Raw genomic sequence first — 22,475 nt, forward strand, 5'->3', positions numbered from 1 at the left:
AATCCCGCCCGCCGGGCCATGGGGCACCTACACCATGGGCATCATGTGCTCCGCAGGGCGATGGCCGGGTCCGTCCGGGCGGCACGCAAGGCGGGCAGCAGGCAAGCCACCGCTCCCGTACCGCCCAGCAACAACACCACTCCCACGAGAGTCACAGGGTCCGTGGGTTCCACTCCGAACAGCAGCCCCTCCATCAGCCACGACAGCCCCAGTGCGCCGGCCGTCCCCATCAGCAGGCCGGCAAGCACCAGGCTCATGCCCTGACGCAGCACCAGGCTCAGCACACTGGAGGGCTCGGCTCCGAGCGCCAGACGGATACCGAGCTCTCGCACCCGCTGGCTCACGGAGAACGCCACCACGCCCGTCAATCCCGTGCAGGTCAGCACCAACGCCAGCACCGCGAAGAAGCCGAGGAGCAACGTCATCAGGCGCGGCGCCGCGAGCGACTCGCTCCGCAGACTCGACAGGGTGCGCACGTCCGTCACCGGCTGCACGGAGTCCAGCTCGTGCACCAGCTCACGCACGTGTGGCGCGAGCGCCATCGGAGCTCCGCTCGTGCGCACGAGCACCCGGATGTCCCGCAAGGGCTGCAGCGCGAAGGGGAGATACACCTCGCGCGGTGGATCCTCTCCGAGCCCGCGCTCCCGCACATCTCCCACCACCCCCACCACCGTGACCCAGTTGCGCCCCTCATCGAACGAGATGCGCCGCCCCAGCGGCTCCCCGCCCGCGAGATAGGTGCGCGCGAAGGCCTGGTTCACCACGACGACGGGAGCAGTGTCCGGACGGTCTCCAGGCTCGAAGAGGCGACCCTTCAACAAGGGCACTCCGAGGGCGTGAAAGTAGCCACTGGTCGCGCTGCGCAGGTCCGCTCGCGGACGCACCTGTCCGGCGGAGACCTCCTCGCCCTCTACCTGCAACGCCATCGTCCACGGCTCGCTGCCTCCGAGCGGGAGCTCGTTGGCGAGGCCAACCACCGTCACACCCGGCAGCCCCTCCAGGCGTGGCACCAACTGCTCGGCGAAGGCACGGACCTTGTCATCCTCCCGATAGCGGTCCCACCCGAGGTCCACCCGCGCGGTGAGCACGTTCTCCGGGTCGAACCCCGGGTCCACCCGATGCAGCCTCACCATGCTGCGCAACATCAACCCCGCGCCCACCAACAGCACGCAAGAGAGGGCCACCTGCGAGACGATGAAGAAACCTCGCAACCGCGGGCTCACCCGTGAACCACTGGAACCGTTCTTGGCCACCGCGCCGAACAGCGTGCGGGCGGGAAGCGCCGGCAGCAGCGAGAGCACCAGCCCCGTGCCGAGCGACAACCCCAGGTTGATGAGGAGCATGGGCGCGCCCACCTCCACTTCGACGGCGCGGGACGTGTAGCGAGCGACGAACGCCACCAGCAGCTCCATCCCGGCGACGGCCACCACGAGCCCGAGCAGTCCGCCCAGGAACGACAGCAACAGATGCTCCGTCAGCAACTGCCTCGCGAGCCGACCCTGGCCCGCGCCCACGGCGACCCGAACCGCGAGCTCATGTTCGCGGCGCGCCAGCCGAGCCAGCGTGAGGTTGGCCACGTTGGCGCAGACGATGAGCAGCAGGAAGACAGCGGTGACGAACAGGAGCAGCAGCGTGGGACGCGCACGGGCCACGAGCCTGTCCTGGATGCGTGAAGCGGTGGCGGTGAATCCCTGGGCCTCTGGATAGGCCTCGGGCCAGGCCTGATGAAGGCTCGCGGCGGCCCTCTCCAGTTCGGCGCGTGCCTCCACAATCGACACGCCGGGCGCCAGCCTCCCGAGGACGGTGAGCCCCCGGCTGGTGCGGGCATGCGCCCAGTGCTCACCCGAGCGGAACGGACATGCGGAGACGGGCATGTACACGTCGTTCTCCCCCGGGTACTGGGGCACGGGTGGCAGCACACCGATGACCGTGTGCGTGCGCCCGTTCATGGTGAAGGTCTTTCCGACGATGGTCGGGTCCCCACCGAGCTCGCGCTGCCAGTACGCATGGCTGAGGATGAGCACGGGCGCGGCGCCAGGCTTCTCCTCGTCGGGCAGGAACGTGCGACCGAGCAGTGGGCGGACGCCCAGCGTGTCGAAGAAGCCGGAGGACACCACGGCCGTCTGCACCCGCCGTGGCTCACCCTGCCCCACGATGTTGAACGGCATGGAGTGGTACTCCACCAGCCGCTGGATGCCCGTGAGGCGCTGCCGGTAGTCCTCCAGCTCGAGCGGCGAGAAGCCCGCGCTCTCGCCTCCCTGCCGCGCCACCGGCTGCTCCAGGTGCACCAACCGCTCTCCGTCCGGATACGGAAGCGGCCTCAGCAGCACGCCATGGATGACGCTGAAGATGGCGGTGTTCGCACCAATGCCCAGCGCCAGCGTCACCAGGATGGCCACGGTGAAGCCCGGGCTGCGGACGAGGATGCGCGTGCCGTAGCGAAGGTCCTGCCAGAGGGATTCGAGCACCACCTGCCTCCTGTTCCGGGCAGTACCCGGACCACGGGGTGGTCTCCTCTCACTGAAGTGCGCGAGCAGCGACCACCGAAGGCTCAGGGATAGGCGGACGCCCGGACCGGGACAATGACGTTGTCCCGACGATTCCGGACGTCCACCCTCGAGCCCGCCTGCTCAGTGCCGAGCGGCGCGGGCGTCACGGCCCCGGGCGCGCGCGGCCTTGGAGAGGGCGTTGGCGCCCTGCTCGTCGCCGCGCATCCACTCCTTCATCGCCGGCACCACCTGCTTGCTCCAGGTCTTCCCCACGCGAATCTTGAGGAAGTCGCCCACCAGCGCGTCGATCATCGCGGAGAGCTGCTCGGTGAGGAACAGCCGCTCGTTGAGCTGGTCGTCCTCTTCCTCGCTCATCAGCGCGGGCAGCTTCGCGGCGCGCACGTCGAGGAACTCGGAGTCGAGCGTGGCCTCGTACTCCTTCTCGCCGTGCGTGAAGCGGATGCGCGCCTGGGCCACCAGGAGGCCCTTGTCCAACGCGTGCTTCACCTGCTCCGAGTACGGCGCCAGCGTGCCCTTCGCGCTCAACTCCGTCACGTCGCCAGCCACGCCGCGCAGGGTGATGCGACCCATGAAGAGCACGTTGACGCCCGTGCCCTCCAGCTCCACCAGCGCGTCGCCCGTCTCCGAGCGCCACAGCATCCACGTCAGGAGCTCGCGGCCCAGGTACGCGCGGCCTCGCAGGAGCTGCTCGCGCGCCTGCCCTCGTTCCACCTCGGCGACGTCCTTGGTCTCCTCGGTGGCGGCGCCATCGACGCCCACATCACCTCGCGCGAAGGCGGCATCCGCCCGCGCCTGCTCACGCTTCGCCATGTGCCACCTCCGCCGACGTCGCCGGCAGGTCCATGCCAATCAGCTCCGCCGTGGGCCCCAGCGCGTTTTCGTCGATTCCCGACGTCTGGGCGATGGCGGCCGGCGTCAAGCCCACGAGCTTCAGGCCCAGCGCGTTCTCCAGCGCGATGAGGATCTCCTCCACCACCTTGCGCGACGCGGCCCAGATTTGAAGCTGCTGCGTCTTCTGGTTCCAGCTCACGTCCAGCACGTTGGTGCGCGGCGTGGCGCGCGTGCGGAGCATCTGCTTGATCTGCGCCTTGGCCTGCGTCTTCTCGCCACGGCTGGGCGGACGGTCATTCTCCGCCTCGAAGTTCGTTGACCACTTCGCCATCTCCTCCTTCATCGCCGACGCGGGGACCTTCAGCGAGTCGATGCGGAAGGAGAAGAGGACGTACTCTCCGTAAAAGACACGGCCGACGGAGAAGTCGACGGCGTCCGCGTTCTCCAGCTCGACGAAGCCGGCCGCGCGGTCATCCTCGGAGCGACGGTCGATGGGCTCGAACGCGTGCGCCTTGAGACCACGGGTCAGCCAGCGCTTGATGTCGGAAGGCGCTTCCTTGGCGGGTTCGACCCGGAAGCGCGAGAAGGTGACGGCACCACGAAGGACAGGCATGGGGCGCGGCAGGATGGGGGGCCCGAGCCAAGGCGTCAAGGCACTCTTGGTGCTGCCCGCCGATCGACGGCGGCGGACGTTTCAGGGCCCAGGGTCCTTGTTGCCTCCGGGGGAAATTTCGCAGGAGCCCATCCGCCACCACCTCCTGGGAATCCTTCGGGAAGCCGAGCAAGCGTTCACCGCCGCACTCCAACCGGAGCGAGTCCACCAGGGGCATCGGTTGTCTCCCCACGTACTCCTGCTCGATGCGGACCACCTGCGCACGGCTCCAGCGCCGGCTGGCGGTGACAGCCAGCACGCGGCCCAGGGCTGAATCGAACTCCGCCTCCGGCAGCCACCGCAGCAGCTCCACCAGTCGGTCCGCGTCGAACGCCGGAAGGGACGCCGTCCTGCCAGTGATGGCACCCAGCGTCTGCGGACCCTGCCCCGCGGAGATGAAGGACAGGTGCTCGAGGCCGAGGACACAGTGTCCCGGCGCGCCCTCGAGCCTCGCGGGAAAGAGGGCTCTTGACTCCAACCGCCTGCCGGAGCGGAGCGCGTCGCGCAGGCGAGGCCAGCGCACCAGTTCCACCAACGCCGCGATGTTCACGGCGTCGACGCTCCGCCGAGCGATCACGCCCCAATCCCCGCTTGCGCGAACCTCCCGCGTGTTCGCGTCGAGCCGGAGTCCCTCCGCGGGAAGGTCATCCAGGCGCACGCTTCGGGGCCCACCGAACGAGGAGCGCCAGATCAACCGCTCGTTGGAGAGCCGCGCTTGTCCCGAGCCCGGCACCCACCCGCGCCAGGTTGCGTACGGCCCGAACAGGGTCGCCATGCGGCCAGAGTCCCTCTGAGAGACCTCCCGTTGGCGACTCCAACGCGCATCCGTCTCGAATACGAGCACCTCGCGAGAATCCAACTCCCAGCTCGCGGACTGACGCGCCAGCACCTCCAGTCTCGTCAGCGTCTCTTCGAGAGACCCATGCCCCGGCGACACACCCAGCGCCTCCAGCCTGCGCCGCGCGAGGGCCAGGAGCCGCTCACGCCGCGCCGACAACTCCCGCGCCATTCGCAGCACGGGAATCGTCGCGGGCCATGCGTCCAGTTCCGCGCGGCGATGGACTCGCTCCAGCGCCTCCGTCAGCGCAGCCGCCCCTTCCACGAGCTCAGGCACCCACTCAGGGCTTCGTGTCAGCGCGCGCCGCCACCCCCAGCCCGACAGCAGCAGCTCCAACTCCGCATGGGAACGCCGGGCCGCTGCGAGGACCTCGGCGCGGCCCTCCAACTGGCGCTCGGCATCGGACGCCTGGAGGGTATTGGCCGGAACATGCGTGTGCGCGGGCTCGGACCTCTCCGTGACAAGAATAGGCCAAGGTTCACGATTCACGCTCGGGTTGGAGAAGTGGGACACGGGTGCGCTGATGAAGGGACGGGGCTCGCTCCTGGCGACCCTGGCGGGCACGGGCGCGGGCGTGCTGGGGTTCTTCGCCCGGGATGGAGCCGACCTCTTCGGAATCATCTCCATCCTGGCCCTCCCACCCCTCGGCGCCGTGATGGGTTATGAACTCTCCCGCTCGGAGCCGCCCATGGTGTCTCGCCTATCCCAGACACGCGGTCTGGGTGCGCCGATGCCCACGTTCACCTTCGGAGTGACACCGCACGGCGGACGGATGGGTGGCGTCGCCGGCCAGCTCTAGCCGAGACATGACCTCCGACGCCTTGCCTGGGCCACCTGGCTTTCAGCTATCGTGGGGTTGCCAGTCATGCGCGGACCCGGGCCACTCGCGCATGTCATTCCTGGCGACTCCCACATCCCACCCTGAAGTGAAGTGCCCGGCCGGGCGCACGAGCTTCGGGTGCCTGTCATGACCGCTCGTCTCTCGACGCTGTTCGTCGTCGCGTTGCTGTCCTTCCCCGTCCTCGCCCAGGAGGGACTCAGCCCCCCTCCCCTCACCTCGGCGACCGAAGACACCCCGAGCGGAGTGGAGGGTTCCTCCGCGCCCATCGATACCCGCGTCCGACTCGCGGGGACGCTCCTGGGCGGCGCCGCGGGCACCGCCGCTGGCGGAACCATCGGAGGACTCTTCTCCATGGGCAGGCTCACGAGCTGCGGCTCCTTTCCGGGCACCATCCACTGCGGACAGAGCCTGATTCCCATCTACATCGGCATGTCTGCCGGCTCGGGCGTGGGGGTCTTCGCCACGGGCCGGGCCCTCGGGAGCAACGGCAATTTCGCGCTCAGCGTGCTGGGTGGAGGGCTCGGCACGGTGGTCGTGGCCCTGATGACGGGAACCAACGCGCCGGGCGAACCGTTCGTGACCGAGGGAGGCACCCACATCGCGCTCAGCCTGCTGATTCCCACCGCGGGCGCGCTCCTGCTCAACGAGCTGTCACACCGATTCAGCGGGGGTGGGTTCTCCGCGCGAAGCCAGCATCGAGATGAGGGAGTCCTGCTCGCCCCCACCGTGGGCGCGTCGAGGGCTGGCGGTTTCGCGGGACTCGTCGGCCGGTTCTGATTCGACCCACTCCCTCAGAAAAACGTGGCGTCGCGGCACGAGCCGTCACCGTCAGTCGGCTGATGGCGCGACGTCGATGAGCGCGCCCTTGAAAGGCTAGAGTCAGCCCGGGGGCCGCATCCATCAACCGTCAATCCGAGGGGGATTGTCTTGTCATTGATTCCAACTCAAGTTCTAAGCTGCTTGGCTTTCGTCGTCACGCTTGTATTGCTGACCACGGGCACCCGGGCAGCCGCAGCGAGGAACCCGCCACCGCCCGTGATTCTCAGCATCAGCCAGTCCCAGTCAGTCGTGCCCTCACGCGGCACCGTGCAGTTGGTGGCGAGGGCGCGTGATTCCCAGGGCGGGAGGCTCATCTTCACCTGGACAGCCACGACGGGAGAGCTCGACGAGCCGGTTCACGGCGAGGGCATCAGCGAGGTCACCTGGACCGCTCCGGACTGCATCATCCCCGGCACCTCTCCCGTGAAGGTCACCGTCACCAACGCACACGGCCTCTCCGCCGAAGTGGACTTCTCCTTCCACGTGGGGCCCACCCTCTACGAGAACCAACAGGCCCCGTTCGCGACAGGCCAGTTCGAGCGGCCCCTGAACATGGTCCTCACGTCGAACGGGGCGCTCCAGTACCCAAACCCATACCCCGAGCCGTTCGCACTGGGCGCCGAGAACATCGTCTTCCCCACGGAGCACGACGTCTCGCTCACGTTCCTGAGCCAGACCTCCGTGGCATCTCATTCGATGGGGTGGCTGGACTACGACGACGTTGTCGCCCGAGGCTATGTCGATACGAAGGGCACTCCTGACTCCTCCGACGACACCCTGGTGGACACCAACGGCAACGGCATCACGGACTTCCACGAGGACCTCTACAACCTCGCCCCATTCAACGGCTCCCAGGCGCGCCCCTACGTTGGCAAGGCGCGCCGCTGCCTCCAGACGTTCTACTCGGGTGGCTTCAACTACGGCGTGCCGGACCTCGCGCTGAACGCGAGTTGCTCCACGGCCTTCTCGCGGCTCACCCTGGACGATGCCCGGCCGGGACGGACGTCGGAGCGCATCCCGGTGGATGTCGTCGGCGCCCTCCTCTCCTCCAACGTCCCCAACGGCGCATTCTCCGATGGAGGACTCTTTCCGCGCATTCCCAACCTGCTCGAGCCCGCCGCGCCCGAGAACGGAAACAAGGGACTGGGGAATCTGCCCTTTCTGCTCACCGACGACGACTCCAACTTCACCACCTTCAAGCGGCTCGCTCCCGTCAACGACAGCGACGATTGGTCCGAAGGCATCCCCGACTACGACGTCTCCGCATACACGCCCTCGGGCTTGCGCCGGGCCACCAATCCGGACCCTGGAATCACTTCGTTCGACCGCACGGTGAAGCTGGGACTCGTCCAGGGTGGCCGGGAGCTCGTCTTCTTCCTCATCGCCTACTACGACCCCACCCATCTTCCGAACGACGACGGCACGGTGTACCCGTGTCTCAAGAAGGCCGTGGATGGCCGATGCACACTGCACCTGAGGTCCCCCACGTCCGTCTTCTTCTCGAAGTCACGCTGGAATCTGGACCAGGACTCCGTGGGCACCACTCCCGTGGCCGAGCACAACATGGGCTGCATTGCGGACGAGCGATGCACCCCCCAGGACCCCAACAACTACTCCTGCGCACTGGGCGGGTCGAGTCAGCGGCTCTGCGGCTGGCTGGACGATTCGGCCTACTACCGGCTCCGGACACCTGGCTATGGAAACATCGTCCTGCCCAAGGAGCGCAGCGGCGTGCTCGCCGCGAGCCACGGCAGCATGCCGCACCTGGAAATTGGGACGGCGACCACGCTTCCTGGAACGTGGCTCCTCGGCTTCGAGGACCTCAATGGAGGAGGCGACCGGAACTTCAACAACGTGACGTTCCTCCTCAAGGCGAGCTCCACGACAGGGCTCGTGCGCTCCCATGTCCTCAGCGACAACGCGCTTGGCCACTGCGCCATCTCTCGCGTGCGCATCGAAAAGGCGGACGGGAATCTACAGAGTTGCCAGACGGCGCCGACGGGCACCGAGTTCTCCTATGCCATCGCCACCGACTGCAAGGTGTGCACGGGAGTCTTCTGCCAGCGAAACCCCTCGCCCTCGTGGATGCCGGTTCCCTTCGCCGAGGGACAGTCCTCAACCATCCTGGACCTCTCGCCGTCCTCGGGGGACCAGCTCTGCTGGAAGGCCACCGTGCGCAGCCTGGATCCGACGTGCCGGCCGGAGCTCTTCCACATGAACATCGGCTACGAGCTGAACTTCGTGCCCTGAGTCCAGCTCTCGCGAAACACTGACATGAGGCGACGAGTCCCTGCGTACCGGGACTCGTCGTCCATCAAGGCTTCGATTCCGCCACGGAGGAGCCCGCGGGCTTCACTGCGGAATAGACGCCGTCGTTGAGCTGATAGCGCGTCTGCTCCTTCGTCGTCTGCTCCTTGCCGGTCTCCTCATCCACGTCATCCACCGTGGTCCGCACCACCGTGGCCTGCTTCTTCCCGGCATGGAAGGAGACCTTGAACTTGGAGCTGTTCGGAGGGTCCGACAGGCCGACCAGGCCCAGCGCCACCTTCGCCTTGCCCAGCACGCCCTTCTTCTTCCCCTGCCCCGTGTAGCTCACGTACGTGGTGCTGAAGTCGGCGCACGCCTCCGGCATCGAATCCACCTGCAACAGGACGACGCCCGCCTTCTTCGCGGGGACGAGCTTCACCTCCGCCCGGCCTCCACTCACGCTGAGGTAGCCCTCGCCCGAGGGCGAGACGTCCACGCTGCTCACCCGTCGCGGCGGCTTCACGTTCGGCTCCAGGACGCGGACGCGAATCTTGAAGTCTCCACTCATCACCACCGTGGCGACCTCCTTCTCCCCGTCCCCGTCGAAGTCCTCCTCGAAGCGGAACGGCGTCAGCGTGTTGCCGAAGAGCCAGCCCTTGGAGACCACGTCGTCCGCGGCATCGGCCGTGCCCTTCGCGTCCACGTACTCCACCGAGTACCAGTGGTTGACGTACTCCCCCACCTTCAGACGCTCCTTGCCCTTCTCCAATACCCGCACGGCCGCGCCCAGGGGCAGCGTGGCGACCACCGCGCCTTCAGCCGAGGCGGTCTGCCGGAGGTTCGCTTCATCCACGCCCACGTAGAGGGGCTCCTTCATTTCGGAAGGCTCCCACTCCGTGAAGGAGTAGCTCTCCAGGGTGCGCTGCTCGCCCTCCTCCACCGTCGCGGCGGTGTAGTGGATGTCGGGCACGGGCGTCTGCGACAGGAGCAGCGACAGCATCAAGCCGGGCGTCATCGGAAACCATCCATCCAGGGCAAGAATGAGCAGGGCCCTTTCTGCGACAACCCGCGCCTCCGAATCAAGGCATCCCCCCGATTCCCAATTCCTCGCATTCGCCTGGGGCACATCCGCCCCCATCCCACGGAGCCTGAGCGGCGGGGTCGCATACCGGACGGCCGGGGTGGCCTGCCGCCCTCGCTTCGACACCGCGTCGCATGACACCCACGTCCGCGAAGCGTTAGCGTGGCGCGGGTGATCAGCCGCGCCCTGCCCCTCTCCCTGTTGCTGGCCTCCTCCCTGCTGTCCGGCTGTCGCCATGCACAGCACCCCGAAGCGCGCACCGTGGGCTCGGTGGCGAGCAGCCTCTTCGCCACCCTGGAGGACGAGGGTGCGCTCGCGAGCGCCTTCGTGCTGGACGCTCGAACCGGTGAGCCGCTGTACGCGCACCGTGAGCACGTCCGCCTGCTGCCCGCGTCCACCATGAAGGTCGTCTCCACCGCGTCGGTGCTCTCCGCGCTCGGGGCGGACTTCCGCTTCCAGACGCCGGTGACGCTGGAGGGCACGCTGACAAACGGGCTCTACCTCGGAGACCTCGTGGTGGACCCGTCGGGCGACCCGTCACTGGGCTCGTGGCGCTTTCCGGAGACGGCGCTGGCCTGCGAGCAGGTCGCGGACGCGCTCCAGGCGCGCGGTGTCCAGCAGTGGCGCGGACAGGTGCGCGTGCGCGGGACCGACGACGTGGAGGCCGCCTTCGGTCCGGGCTGGGCCTGGGACGACGCCGCCTATGCGTACAGCGCCGCGCCCACGCCCTTCGTCTTCCGGGAGAACGTGGTGGACCTCGCGCTGTCTCGCGCGGACGGCGCCGACTGCGCGCTGCCTCCCACCGTGCAGCTCACCCCCGCCTTCGCCACCCTCTCCGCCATCGTCCGCGTGGACGCGAACGCGGAGCGCGCCAGCCTCTCCTGCACGCGCCAGCGCGGCGCCCCGGGCGTGCGCTGTGTGTGGCGCTCTCCCGTCAACCAGTGCCCCCGCTCCGCCGCCGTGAGGCTCTCCGTGGACGAGCCCCAGATCCTCTTCTCCGCCTGCGTGGAGGAGGCCCTGCTCAAGCGCGGCATCCCCCGGCTCCCCGCCACCCTGGAGGCCCCCGGCCCCCTGCGTCCGCCCGTGCCGGAGCCGCTCGTGACGCTGGTCAGCCCGCCCCTGTCGGAGCTGGTGAAGGCCACCAACAAGGAGTCCCTCAACCTCTACGCGGAGCGCCTGGGCCTGCGCTTCGCTCGCGAGAGAAGCGGCACGGAGGGCTACGCCACGCTGAGCACCGCGCTCGCGGACGAGCTCACCCGTCGCGGCATCCCCGCTCGCGACTTGCGCCCCGTCGATGGCAGCGGCCTGTCCCGCTACAACCTGGCCACGGCACGAGGCCTGGCGCGCGTGCTCTTCACCAGCCTGCGAGAGCCTTACGGTGACGCGCTGGTGGACAGCCTGCCCGTGGCCGGCGTCGACGGCACGCTGGCCACCCGCCCCGTCACGCCCCTCACCGCGGGCCGCATCCGCGCCAAGACGGGCACGCTCTCCGGCCAGAAGTGCTTCGCGGGCGTGGTGGACCGACCCGGCGACGCCGAGCATCCCCGCGTCGTCTTCGCCCTGATGCTCGGCAACATGGACGAGAGCACCGCCCTCCCCGCCAATGAGGCCTTCGACCGCTTCGCCGCCGCGCTGGTGGAGCTGCCCCTGCGCGCGCCCTGACGTGGGGCGTCCTCGAATTCCCCGGCGGGTTTGACGCACCGCACGCCTGGCGGCAACCCGAGGGAACACCCGTCCCATCACGACATTCCCCTGTCGGGAAGAGCGCCATGGGAGATGGGACGTGGCAGGCTGCGCCCGCTTTCCCATCCTCGAGGTGAACATGAAGCTGACAACCGCAATGGCCGCGGCGGCACTGCTGCTGCCACTCACGTCCCCGGCCGCCGGCAAGGGCGCGTCCAAGCCGCCCGTCACCGAGAAGCAGGAGGTCGTCGACACCTACCACGGCACGGAGGTGAAGGACCCCTACCAGTGGTTGGAGGCCACCGACGACGCGAAGGTGAAGCAGTGGAACGACGGGCAGAACGCCCACACGCGAGCCATCCTGGACAAGCTGCCGGGCCGCGAGGGCATCCGTCAGCGCGTCTCCGAGCTCTTGTCCTGGAAGTCCCCGGGCTACGGGGGACTGACGGAGGCCAACGGCACTCTCGTCGGCATCAAGATGCAGCCGCCCCGGCAGCAGCCGTACGTGGTGGTCATCGGCTCCCCGGACGACACGTCGAAGGAGCGCTCACTGCTGGACCCCATGGTCATCGACCCGTCGGGTCACACCACCATCGACTTCATCGAGCCCACGCTGGACGGCAAGAAGCTGGCGGTGTCGCTGTCGAAGAACGGCACGGAGAGCGGTGACGTCTCCGTCTACGACGTGGCCACGGGCAAGCCGCTGCCGAACGAGGTGGTGCCCCGCGTCAACGGCGGCACGGCGGGCGGTGGGCTCGCGTGGAACGCGGACGGGACGGGCTACTTCTACACCCGCTATCCGCGCGGCGAGGAGCGTCCCGCGGCGGACCGCGACTTCTTCCAGCAGGTGTACTTCCACAAGCTGGGCACGCCCACGGAGCAGGACACGTACGCGCTGGGCAAGGACTTCCCGCGCATCGCCATGACGGAGCTGGAGACGTCGCCCGATGGCAAGTACGTCAAGGCGATGGTCGCCAACGGCGACGGCGGCGAGTTCATGCTGTACCTCCACGGCCCCGACGGGAAGTGGACGCAGGTGACGAAGTTCGCGGACAAGGTCATCCGCGCCCGGTTCGGCCACGACGGCGCCCTCTACCTGCTCAGCCGGCAGGACACGCCGCGCGGCAAGGTGCTGCGCCTGGCGCTGGCCACGCCGACGCTGGACAAGGCCACGGTGCTGCTGCCCGAGGGTGAGGCCAGCGTCCAGGGCTTCTTCCCGACGAAGTCGCGGCTGTATGTGAGCGAGCAGCTCGGCGGCCCGTCGCAGCTGCGCATGGTGGACCTGAAGGGCAAGGACCTGGGCCTGGTCCCCACCCCGCCGGTGTCCTCGGTGGGCGGACTGGTGAGCGCGGGTGGCGACGACATCTACTTCAGCAACTCCAGCTTCGTGCAGCCGCAGGCCTGGTACCGCTTCACCGCCGCGGACGGCAAGGTGACCAAGACGGCCCTGGCCAAGACCTCGCCGCTGGACGTCAGTGACGTGGAGGTGGTGCGCGCCGAGGCCACGTCGAAGGACGGCACCAAGGTCCCCCTCACCATCCTCAAGAAGAAGGGCACGAAGCTCAACGGCAACAACCCCACGCTGCTCACCGGCTACGGCGGCTTCAACATCTCCATCAGCCCGGGCTTCAGCCCGCTGGCGGGCCTGTGGCTGGAGCAGGGCGGCGTCTACGCCATCGCCAACCTGCGCGGCGGTTCGGAGTTCGGCGAGAAGTGGCACGCCGAGGGCTCGCTGACGAAGAAGCAGAACGTCTTCGACGACTTCTACGCCTGCGCGAAGCTGCTGGTGGACCAGAAGTACACGCAGCCCAAGAAGCTGGCCATCCAGGGCGGCAGCAACGGCGGACTGCTGATGGGCGCCGTCGTCACCCAGCACCCGGAGGCGTACGGCGCCGTGGTGGCCCGCGTGGGCCTCTACGACATGCTGCGCTCGGAGCGCACGTCCAACGGCCAGTTCAACGTCACCGAGTACGGCACGGTGAAGGACCCCGAGCAGTTCAAGGCGCTCTTGGCGTACTCGCCCGTCCACAACGTGAAGGACGGCGTGAAGTACCCGCCCGTGCTCTTCACCTCCGGCGCCAATGACCCGCGCGTGGACCCGTTCCACTCGCGGAAGATGGTCGCCCGGATGCAGACGGCCACGTCGGCCAAGAACCCCATCCTCCTGCGCGCCGACGCGGAGACGGGCCACGGCTCCGGCACCCCGCTCAACTCCCGCATCGAGGAGGAGGTGGACGCGTACTCCTTCATCTTCAGCCAGCTCGGCGTGAAGTACCTGCCGCCCGCGAAGAAGGTGGCGGCGCCCAAGCCGCAGTAGCGCGCCGCGCCTTCGCGCTGTCGTGAGGCCCGCCTGGGCCCGGAGGAGATACTCCGGGCTCTCGGCGGGCCTCGTCATGTCGAACGGCGCCCACGGACACCTGGAGCGTCAACGCGCGCGGTGACAGATTGCGCGGCATGGACCTGCTCCCGCTCGAAGCGCTCACGACTCCCGCCGCCCTCGTGGACCTGGACCGCGTGGAGGCCAATCTGAGGCGCGTGGCCGCGTACTCGCGCGAGCACCGCCTGCACTGGCGCCCCCACACGAAGACGCACAAGACCGCGGAGCTCACCGCGCTCCAGCTCGCCGCCGGAGCCGTGGGCGTCACCGTCGCCACCCCGCGCGAAGCCGAGCTCATGGCCACCGTCTCCGATGACGTGCTGCTGGCCTATCCCCCCGTGGGCACAGGCAGGCTCGCGCGGCTCATGGCCCTGCCCCGCGGCACGAGCCTCACGGTGGCGCTCGACTCGGCGGAGGTGCTCGAGGGCTTGATTCGCGCGGCCCATGACGCGGGCCGCACCGTGGGCGTGCTGGTGGAGCTGGACCTGGGCATGCGTCGCGTGGGCGTGCAGACGCCGGCCGACGCCGTGGCCCTGGCCCGTCGAATCAGCGCCATGCCCTCCGTGACGTACCGAGGCGTCATCTTCTATCCGGGCCACGTGCGCGCGCCGGTGGAGCAACAGGAATCCGCGGTGAGGGAGCAGGCCGCGCGGGTGCGTGAGTTCGTGGACGCGCTCGCCGCCGAGGGCCTCCGCCCCGAAGTCGTGAGCGGAGGCTCCACGCCCATGTTGTGGCGCTCACACGAGGTGGAAGGCCTGACGGAGATCCGCCCGGGAATCAACGTGCTGAATGACCGCAACACCGCCGCGCTCGGCGCGTGCGCGTGGAGCGACTGTGCCTTCTCCGTCCTCACGACGGTGGTGAGCACCGCCGTCCCCGGACAGGTGGTGGTCGACGCGGGCTCCAAGGCCCTGGCCAAGGAAGAAGGACTCGCGCCGGCGGGCGGCTACGGCGCCCTGCTGGACAGGCCGGAGCTCGTCGTCCGGAGCGTCTCCGAGGAGCACGGCCTGCTCGACGTCTCCAACACATCCTGGCGTCCCCGCGTGGGAGACCGCCTGCGCGTCGTCCCCAACCACGTCTGCGCCGCCGTCAACCTGCACGAACGGCTGCACGTCCTGCGCGGCGACACCGTGACGGCCAACTGGCCCGTCGCCGCGCGCGGCTGGTAGTCCGCCTCACACCAGCTTGTCGAGCCGCCCCAGCTCCCGCGAGAGCATCGACTCCAGGTCGCGGATGTTGCGGTAGACGATGCACCGGTAGGACGCGACGTCGAAGCGCAGCTCCTTCACGTCGCGGACCAGGAGCAGCGTGGGCCGCCCCTTGCCCCACGCATAGCCGACCTCCAGGTACACGTTGGGGTTGGCCAGCGACAGGTCCGCGATGACGACCTTCGCCGTGTCGATGCGCTCCTTGATGCGCTGGATGATGGGTCCATCGAACACGGCCTGATCCACGCGCTCGCACAACAGCCCCGCCGCATTCACCGGCCCCTGGATGCCGTAGTGGTACGTGTCCTCCAGCTCGGGCGCGAAGGGCATGGCCACGAAGGCATGCGGCTTCGCCATGGACACCGTGCCCGCGCTCGCCATGGACGGCGCCTGCACGAAGGCGCTGTTGCGCCGCACCCGGAAGCCGCCTCCCGGCAACGGCTCCACGCCGGGCGTTCCCCCCAGGCCCCGCTCCAGCGTCTTGCGCAGCCGCAGCGCGCGGCGCATGTCCAGCTCCACCACCGTGAAGCGCTCCAACCCCTTGGGGCCCGTGCCGCGCTGGAAGGCCTCGATGAGCCCGCCCACGAAGGCCAGCACCGCCTCGTCCTCGTCCAGCCCGTAGTTGGGGCCGTGCACCGTGCCCGCCGCGTGCTTCAGGTGGGGCTGCGCCTCCAACGCCTTCAGCGCGCGCAGGGTGAATTGGCGTATCTCGTGGTAGCCGAACGCGCCCAGGCGAACCGTGCCCACGAAGAGCGCCAGGGGCGAGGCCAGCGCGCCGCGCGTCTCCAGGAAGCGGTGCTCACCCGGCTGGACCGCCAGTTGCTCGGGCGCCACCCCCGCGGCCGCCAGTCGCCGCGAGGCCTCGCCGGAGGCGCCGTACAGCCTTTGTGCATATTTGAACAAGGCAACGTCTGCCTTCATCTCGGTGACGTCACCCACTTCCAGCACCACGTCGAGAGCCGCGCTCATCCCTCGACTGTAGGGCCGTCGACTGTCCGTACCCAACCCGGAACCCAACGGTCCAATCGCGAACGGGTGCCTGGGGACCCCCATGGTCCTAAGACTCGGGGTATGACCAGTCTAAAGAACTCCATTCGCATTGTGATATGGAGCCTTGCGCACCCCGGAACACCCGGGGAACCCCACATCCCCTGAGGGGCGGTCCTGACTCAAAGTCTTTCAAGTCAGGAAATGTGAAGGAGAGACAGATGGCGAGCATCGGAATCGTCGGCGCCGGCACTGCCGGTCTGCACCTGGGTCTGAAGCTTCTCTCGCAGGGCATTCCCGTCACGCTCTACGCGGAGCAGGAGCCAGACGCCCTTCGCACGGGCCGACTTCTGAACACCGTGACCCACCATGCGCCCACACGCACGCGGGAGCGGGAGCTGTATGTGGACTTCTGGGGCGCGCCCGAGCTGGCGATGAACCGCTGCGCCATCCACGTCCACGGGCCGCACCCGTTCAGCCTGAAGGGGCGGGTGAGCGAGCCCAGCCTGTGCGTGGACTATCGCCTCTATCAGCCCCGGCTCGCGGAGGCCTTCGTGGAGCGGGGCGGTCGGCTGGAGGTGATGCCGGTGGATCTGGCCGCGCTGGAGGGACTGACGCGCCGCCACGCGTTGGTGGTGGTGGCCACCGGGCGAAGCGGACTCAACACGCTGTTTCCGCGCGTGCCGGAGCTGTCGCCGCACGACAAGCCGCCGCGCGTGCTGTTCGCCTCGATGCTCAAGGGCCTGCGGATGCCGGAGCCCTTCGGCATGCACGTCAACCTGGTGCCGGGCCAGGGTGAGGTCTTCGAATCGCAGATCATCACCCGGCACGGCCGCGTTCCCAGCACGCTCATCGAGGCGATTCCTGGCACCGAGCTGGCATCGATGATCTCCCGCAAGCGAGACGACGACCCGGCCGGCTTCGACAAGATGCTGTTGGAACTGATGCGCCGCCACGCGCCCGCGACGTACGAGCGCATCGACCCGACGGAGTTCGGCGTCCGTGGACCGCTGGACTTCCTCCAGGGCGGCTTCACGCCCATGGTGCGCCGCGCCTGGGCCCAGGTGGGCGAGGGCCGCTTCGTGATGACGGTGGGCGACACGCACGTGACGAACGACCCCATCGCGGGCCAGGGCGCCAACGCCGCGTCGGCCTCCGCCTTCACGCTGGCCATCGCCATCCAGGACGCGCTCCTGTCCGAGCGCCCCTTCGACGAGAAGTTCTGCCGCGACACGGAGACGCGGATGTGGGCCGCCGTGGCCCCGGCGACGGACTGGACCAACGCGCTCCTGCAGCCGCCTCCGCCGCACGTCATCGACCTGCTCGTCGCGGGCAGCCGGGACAACCGGGTGGCCGACGCCATCGTCAGCGCCTTCATGATTCCCGAGCGCATCCTCGGCGCCTGCGCCTCGCCGGAGGCCGCCGCGGAGTTCATCGCCCAGGCGGGAACGCCGAGCGCCGAAGTTCTCGCCGCGTCCGGGGCCCTGGGCTGGGACACCGGGGCGCGGATCCGACCGCTGGCGGGCTGAGACATGATTTCAGTGCGAGGCGCCGTCGAAACACTCCTGCGGGAGTGACGGCGCCTCGCTATCCTCGCGAGCCATGCGATTCGCCATCGTCGGTTCGGGTGGAGTGGGCGGCTATTACGGCGCGAGGTTGGTGCGCGCGGGCCATGCGGTGGGCTTCCTCGCGCGCGGCTCGCACTTGAAGGCCATGCGGGAGAAGGGCCTCACCATCCTCAGCCAGGAGGGAGACTTCACCGTCCCTGTCCGCGCCGAGGAGGACGCCGCGCGGCTGGGGCCGGTGGACGTGGTGGTGCTGGCGGTGAAGAACTACGACGTCGCCAGCGTGCTGCCCCAGGTGAAGACGCTGCTCGCCGCGTCGGAGCGTCCCGCGCTCGGAGGCTCCAGCGCGGTGGTCGTCACGCTCCAGAACGGCGTGGACAGTCCCTCCGAGGTGGCGGCCGCCGTGGGCGAGCCCGTCGTCATCGGAGGGACGACCTACGTCTCCACCGCCATCGCCGAGCCCGGCGTCATCCGCCAGGCGGGCACGCTGCACCGGGTGGTGCTGGGGGAGGCCTTCGGGGACATCTCGCGCGTGTCCTCGCGCGTCCAGGCGCTGCGCGAAGTGCTCGCACAGGCGGGGCTCAACACGGAGGCGGTGGCCGACATCCGCGCGCCCCTCTGGGAGAAGCTCGCCTTCCTCGCCACCATGGCCGGCTTCTGTACCGCGGCGCGCTCCTCGATTGGACCCTTGAGAGCAGGCCCCTTCTTCCGGGACGTCTTCCGCGAGGCCGTCGCAGAGGTGCTCCGCGTCGCCGCCGCCGAGGGCGTCTCCACCCCCACGCGTCCCGACGACGTGGTGCGCTTCATGGAGGCGATGGCCCCGGAGATTCGCCCGTCGATGATGGTGGACTTCGATGCGGGCAAGCCGCTGGAGGTCGAATATCTCCAGGGCACGGTGGCGCGGCGCGGGCATGCGCTCGGCGTCCCCACGCCCGTCATGAGCACCCTGTACTCCGTCCTCCTGCCCCACGCGCGCGGCTCGCGTCAGGGCTGAGCCTGTCCGTCCACCGGCCGAGCGGGCCGAAGGCCTGACGCAATCGCCCGCCGGATTTCGCATAGAGATGAGTGATGAGCGAGCCAAGCCCCCGCCCCACGCCGAGCCCTCCGTCGTCTCCGCCCCTGGGGCGCGTGGCGCTGCATGCCGTCGCCTCCGGGTTGACGCCCCTCATCCCCGTCCCCTTCCTGGATGACTACGCCCTCTTCCAGGTGCGGGAGCAATTGGTCCGCTCGCTCCTGGAGGAGCGAGGGCTGCGCGCGCCGCCCCGGGCCGTGGAGGCGCTCGCGGGCTCCAGCCTGGGTCGGACGATGGGCGGCCGGCTGGTCGGCTACCTCAAGGGGATGATGCTCCTGCCCGTGAAGAAGCTCTTCCGGAAGATCTTCTTCGTGCTCTGGGTGAAGGACTGCGTGGACGTGGCCTCCGTGTCGCTGCACCACGGCTACCTGCTCCACCACGCGCTGGAGCGCGGAGACCTGGACGCGCTGAGCCTCCAGGGCGACAAACCCCAAGCCATCCACGCGGCCATCGTCGCGGCCTGCGCGGAGGTGGACGCGCGGCCCGTCAACCAGGCCCTGCGGCGCCTCTTCGCCAGCAGCCGGATGCTGGTGGCCGAGGCCACGCGCGTGTTCCTCAACCCGAAGAACGCGGGCCCGCGCACGCCCGAGCCGGGAGAGAGCGCGGAGGTGAAGTCGCTGGCGGACCGGCTGCTCGCCCTGCTGTGGGAGGAGCGCGGCTACTTCGCGACGCTGGAGGCGCACTACGTCCGCCACCTGGAAACCGGGCCGGCCCCCGTCCTGAAAGCCGCGTCAGGGAGCTGAGTCGACCGCGCGCGCTTCCGCCTGGCGGATGCGCTGCGAGAAGTCGGGCTGGTTCGCCGCCGCCAGCGCGCGCGGATTGATTCGGTGCCGCGCGCGCACCACGTCCAGCGGCGCGTCCGTCTCGATGAGGCCCAGCTCGTACGCCAGCGCGTCCGAGAACGCCGGCAGCAGCGTGCGGTGGTCATACGGCACCTTCAGCGCGCTCACCTTCTCGAAGTGGCTCACCAGGTTGGTGGTGCAGTTGTTGGTGAGCGAGTTGTAGAACTCCGGCTTCGCGTGCAGCGCGTTCATCCGCGCCACCATGTCCAGGAAGAAGTCGGAGATGCGCTCCTTCGACGCGGTCACCGGGTAGAGGTACACCTCGTCGTGCCGGTGGTTGGAGCGCAGTTGCACGAGGTCTCTCTCGTCGCCCACGACATAGACGAGTTCGAACTGGCGGAAGAGGCCTCCCACGGCGGAGAACGTCTCCCCCTTCTCGCGGCGCACCTCCACGGAGAAGACGAGGTAGCGGCCATCCGAGAAGCCGAAGCTCACCATGGTGTGCGCGGCGCCATAGAAGCCGGAGAAGGGCTCGACGATGAACCACGCGCCCGTCAGCTCGCGCGCGTCATACGTGGCCGTGTACCAGGAGGCATCCCAGTCCGTGGTGCTCCGGTAGCGGAAGTCGCGCACGTCATGAATCGTCACCCGCGGACCCTCCACGTCCGCGCGAGCCACCCGGACCAGGTCCGGCGCCCAGTCCCGCTCGGTCGACGGCGCCTGGGAATAAGCCCAGACGTGAAGGCCCCCACACACCGCGAGAACCCACGCCACCGCGCCCAGGCGCGAGCCGAACCGCCGCCACACGACGAGGGCCACGGCCGCCACGGCCAGCGCACCCGACGCCCTGAGGAGGTGCGCGCCTTCGGGCCCCGCCCCTGTCAAGGCGAGCGCGAGCCCGACCCAGGCGGTCCCCCCGAGAAGCACCAGGGCTGTCAACGCGTCGGGGACGAAGGAGGGCAGTCGCATATCCCCCCAGTATTCCGTGCCCCCGGCCCGCCCGCCAAGGGTGGCGGCACCCTGTCTCGCCTGGCACCATGATAACCCGATAAGCAGCCTGTCCCCGGGTATCACTTCGCGCGGCAATGACGTATGAGAGCGGCGAGGGCCCGATTCTCAGGTCCCTCCGGGTCTCCGGGAGCCGTCGTGTCATTGCTCGCCCTGCTCTTCCAGAAGTCCAAACTCCCCATCATCCTCGCGGCGCTCCTGGGCATCCTCACGGGTGCGTGCAGCGCGGCGCTCGTCGCGGTGATGAACCAGACGCTCACGTCCCGGACGGTAGCGGACGCGATGCCGCTGATGCCCTGGTTCGTCGGCCTGGCGGTGGCGGTGCTGGTGCTGCGAATCGTGTCGCAGATGCAGCTGAGCTCCATGCAGCAGGTGGCGCTGCTGGACCTCCGACTGTCGCTGTGCCGGCGCATGCTGGCGGCCCCGCTGCGGAAGCTGGAGGACGCCGGCTCGCACAAGCTGCTGGCCGCGCTGACGGAGGACATCGCCGTCATCAACAGCACCATCTCCGTCATCCCCGGCGTCATCATCTGCCTGGCGACGCTCGTGGGCTGCCTCGTCTACCTGGCGTGGCTGTCCGGGCCGCTCCTGATGATGATCCTCGCGGTCATCGCGGTGGTGATGGCGAGCGTCGCCATTCCGAACCGCTACGCGTACTCGCAGTTCTTCAAGCGGCGCGAGAGCCACGACGCCCTGTACTCCAGCTTCAGGACGCTCATCGACGGCGCCAAGGAGCTGCAGCTCCACCACGCGCGCAGCGAGGACTTCTTCGCCAAGGAGCTCAAGCCGACGGCCGAGGAGGTCTCCCGCGTCTCCCTTTCGACGAACAACCTCTTCATCGTCACCGGGAGCTGGGGCGGCTTCATGGTGATGGCCGTCATCGCCGTCATCCTCTTCGGCGTGCCCCGGTTCCAGACGGTGGAGATGTCCACGCTGGCCGCGTACGCGCTGGTGGTGCTGTATCTGCAACAGCCGCTCGACGGCCTGTTGAATCAGTGGCCAGCCCTGTCTCGCAGCCACGTGGCGATGAAGAAGCTGGAGAAGCTGGGCCTGTCGCTGGAGGACCCGGAGCCCCCCGCCGCCGATGGCGCGGTGCCGACGAAGTTCGAGCGAATCGAGCTGGCGGACGTCACCCACACCTACTACCGCGAGCAGGACGGCGCGAGCTTCACGCTGGGCCCCATCAACACGACGATGCACCGGGGCCAGCTCGTCTTCCTCGTGGGCGGCAATGGCAGCGGCAAGACGACGCTGGCCAAGCTGTTCACCGGCCTCTACGCGCCGGAGAAGGGCGAGCTGCGCGTGGACGGCGTCCCCATCACCGCGTCCAATCGCCGCGCCTACCGGCAGCTCTTCTCCTCTGTCTTCTTCGACTTCCACCTCTTCGAGCGCATGCTCGGCCTGGACCACCCCGGGCTCGAGGAGAAGGCTCGCGGCTACCTGTCCCGGCTCCAGTTGGAGCGCAAGGTGAAGGTGGAGGACGGCAAGCTGTCCACCGTGTCGCTCTCCCAGGGACAGCGAAAGCGCCTGGCCCTGCTGACGTCATTCCTGGAGGACCGCCCCATCTACGTCTTCGACGAGTGGGCCGCGGACCAGGACCCCATCTTCCGGGAGCTGTTCTACCGGGAGATGCTCCCCGCGCTGAAGAACCAGGGGAAGCTCGTCTTCGTCATCAGCCACGATGACCGCTACTTCCACCTGGCCGACCACCTGCTCAAGCTCGAGTCAGGGCAGCTCGTCTCCACGCAAGACGCCGCACCCGCGCCCACCGCCGTCTCGGCGTGAGCAACGAGTGGCATATCACCGCACACGCTCTCTGGGCGTGAGCCTCGGGTGATACACCGTCCGCCCTCGGAGATGTCGCACTGAGTGGTTTACGGCGATTATCCATGATAATTGGCTATTACAACGAAGCAACCGTGTGGCGCTCCCATCAGGCTGGCCTGGAATAGCCCAGCCCATTGAATCGAGGTT

General features: G+C 68.8%; 16 protein-coding genes. 10 read left to right on the forward strand and 6 right to left on the reverse strand.

Features of this window, described 5'->3' with window-relative positions; genetic code table 11:
• Positions 1–41: 41 nt before the first annotated feature.
• From G4D83_RS35675 to rdgC, 3 genes are all read right to left on the reverse strand, one after another.
• Positions 42–2,468 (reverse strand): ABC transporter permease, encoded by a 2,427-nt coding sequence (locus G4D83_RS35675; protein ID WP_163869360.1) that lies wholly within the window; start codon positions 2,466–2,468, stop codon positions 42–44.
• A 162-nt stretch (positions 2,469–2,630) separates the two neighbouring features.
• Positions 2,631–3,320 (reverse strand): hypothetical protein, encoded by a 690-nt coding sequence (locus tag G4D83_RS35680; protein ID WP_163869361.1) that lies wholly within the window; start codon positions 3,318–3,320, stop codon positions 2,631–2,633.
• Entirely contained in the window at positions 3,307–3,954 is a 648-nt protein-coding gene (rdgC, locus tag G4D83_RS35685) for a recombination-associated protein RdgC (RefSeq protein ID WP_163869362.1), read from the reverse strand. The genes G4D83_RS35680 and rdgC overlap by 14 nt, the downstream gene beginning before the upstream one ends.
• A 1,373-nt stretch (positions 3,955–5,327) precedes the next feature.
• Between rdgC and G4D83_RS35690 the strand changes: the two genes are divergently transcribed.
• The 3 genes from G4D83_RS35690 to G4D83_RS35700 all read left to right on the forward strand — a co-directional run bounded on the left by G4D83_RS35690 (position 5,328) and on the right by G4D83_RS35700 (position 8,741).
• Positions 5,328–5,630, forward strand: a complete 303-nt coding sequence (locus G4D83_RS35690) for a hypothetical protein (RefSeq protein WP_163869363.1) — start codon at positions 5,328–5,330, stop codon at positions 5,628–5,630.
• A 168-nt stretch (positions 5,631–5,798) separates the two neighbouring features.
• On the forward strand, positions 5,799–6,449 hold the full coding sequence (locus tag G4D83_RS35695; protein ID WP_163869364.1) for a hypothetical protein: 651 nt from the start codon (positions 5,799–5,801) through the stop codon (positions 6,447–6,449).
• A gap of 258 nt (positions 6,450–6,707) precedes the next feature.
• Complete coding sequence (locus tag G4D83_RS35700) at positions 6,708–8,741, forward strand: DUF4114 domain-containing protein (RefSeq protein WP_163869365.1); 2,034 nt, start codon at positions 6,708–6,710, stop codon at positions 8,739–8,741.
• A 64-nt stretch (positions 8,742–8,805) separates the two neighbouring features.
• Here the strand turns inward: G4D83_RS35700 and G4D83_RS35705 are convergent, their stop codons facing one another.
• On the reverse strand, positions 8,806–9,753 hold the full coding sequence (locus G4D83_RS35705) for an SH3 domain-containing protein (protein ID WP_163869366.1): 948 nt from the start codon (positions 9,751–9,753) through the stop codon (positions 8,806–8,808).
• 228 nt (positions 9,754–9,981) lie between these two features.
• On the opposite strand from G4D83_RS35705, the gene dacB reads away from it, so the two are divergent.
• The 3 genes from dacB (at position 9,982) to G4D83_RS35720 (ending at position 15,048) form a co-directional block, all read left to right on the forward strand.
• Positions 9,982–11,481: a D-alanyl-D-alanine carboxypeptidase/D-alanyl-D-alanine endopeptidase gene (dacB, locus tag G4D83_RS35710; RefSeq protein WP_163869367.1), complete on the forward strand. Its 1,500-nt coding sequence runs from the start codon at positions 9,982–9,984 to the stop codon at positions 11,479–11,481.
• Between the two features lie 160 nt (positions 11,482–11,641).
• Entirely contained in the window at positions 11,642–13,819 is a 2,178-nt protein-coding gene (locus tag G4D83_RS35715) for a prolyl oligopeptidase family serine peptidase (RefSeq protein ID WP_163869368.1), read from the forward strand.
• 137 nt (positions 13,820–13,956) lie between these two features.
• Positions 13,957–15,048 (forward strand): D-TA family PLP-dependent enzyme, encoded by a 1,092-nt coding sequence (locus tag G4D83_RS35720; protein ID WP_163869369.1) that lies wholly within the window; start codon positions 13,957–13,959, stop codon positions 15,046–15,048.
• Positions 15,049–15,054: 6 nt separating this feature from the next.
• Here G4D83_RS35720 and G4D83_RS35725 read toward each other — a convergent pair whose 3' ends face one another.
• On the reverse strand, positions 15,055–16,056 hold the full coding sequence (locus tag G4D83_RS35725) for a TIR domain-containing protein (protein ID WP_163869370.1): 1,002 nt from the start codon (positions 16,054–16,056) through the stop codon (positions 15,055–15,057).
• 239 nt (positions 16,057–16,295) lie between these two features.
• Between G4D83_RS35725 and G4D83_RS35730 the strand changes: the two genes are divergently transcribed.
• The 3 genes from G4D83_RS35730 (at position 16,296) to G4D83_RS35740 (ending at position 19,454) form a co-directional block, all read left to right on the forward strand.
• Positions 16,296–17,603 (forward strand): styrene monooxygenase/indole monooxygenase family protein, encoded by a 1,308-nt coding sequence (locus tag G4D83_RS35730; RefSeq protein ID WP_163869371.1) that lies wholly within the window; start codon positions 16,296–16,298, stop codon positions 17,601–17,603.
• A 73-nt stretch (positions 17,604–17,676) separates the two neighbouring features.
• Positions 17,677–18,633, forward strand: coding sequence for a ketopantoate reductase family protein (locus tag G4D83_RS35735; protein ID WP_163869372.1), 957 nt, complete (start codon positions 17,677–17,679; stop codon positions 18,631–18,633).
• Between the two features lie 74 nt (positions 18,634–18,707).
• Positions 18,708–19,454, forward strand: coding sequence for a hypothetical protein (locus tag G4D83_RS35740; RefSeq protein ID WP_163869373.1), 747 nt, complete (start codon positions 18,708–18,710; stop codon positions 19,452–19,454).
• Here the strand turns inward: G4D83_RS35740 and G4D83_RS35745 are convergent.
• A complete protein-coding gene (locus G4D83_RS35745) occupies positions 19,443–20,462 on the reverse strand; it encodes an Lnb N-terminal periplasmic domain-containing protein (RefSeq protein ID WP_163869374.1) in 1,020 nt (339 codons plus the stop codon). The genes G4D83_RS35740 and G4D83_RS35745 overlap by 12 nt on opposite strands.
• A gap of 177 nt (positions 20,463–20,639) precedes the next feature.
• Between G4D83_RS35745 and G4D83_RS35750 the strand changes: the two genes are divergently transcribed.
• The gene (locus tag G4D83_RS35750; RefSeq protein WP_163869375.1) at positions 20,640–22,286 is read left to right on the forward strand and encodes a cyclic peptide export ABC transporter; all 1,647 of its coding nucleotides are present in this window, start codon (positions 20,640–20,642) and stop codon (positions 22,284–22,286) included.
• Positions 22,287–22,475 lie beyond the last annotated feature (189 nt).

This window comes from Myxococcus eversor (assembly GCF_010894455.1).
In the GTDB taxonomy this organism is placed as follows: Bacteria; Myxococcota; Myxococcia; order Myxococcales; family Myxococcaceae; genus Myxococcus; species Myxococcus eversor.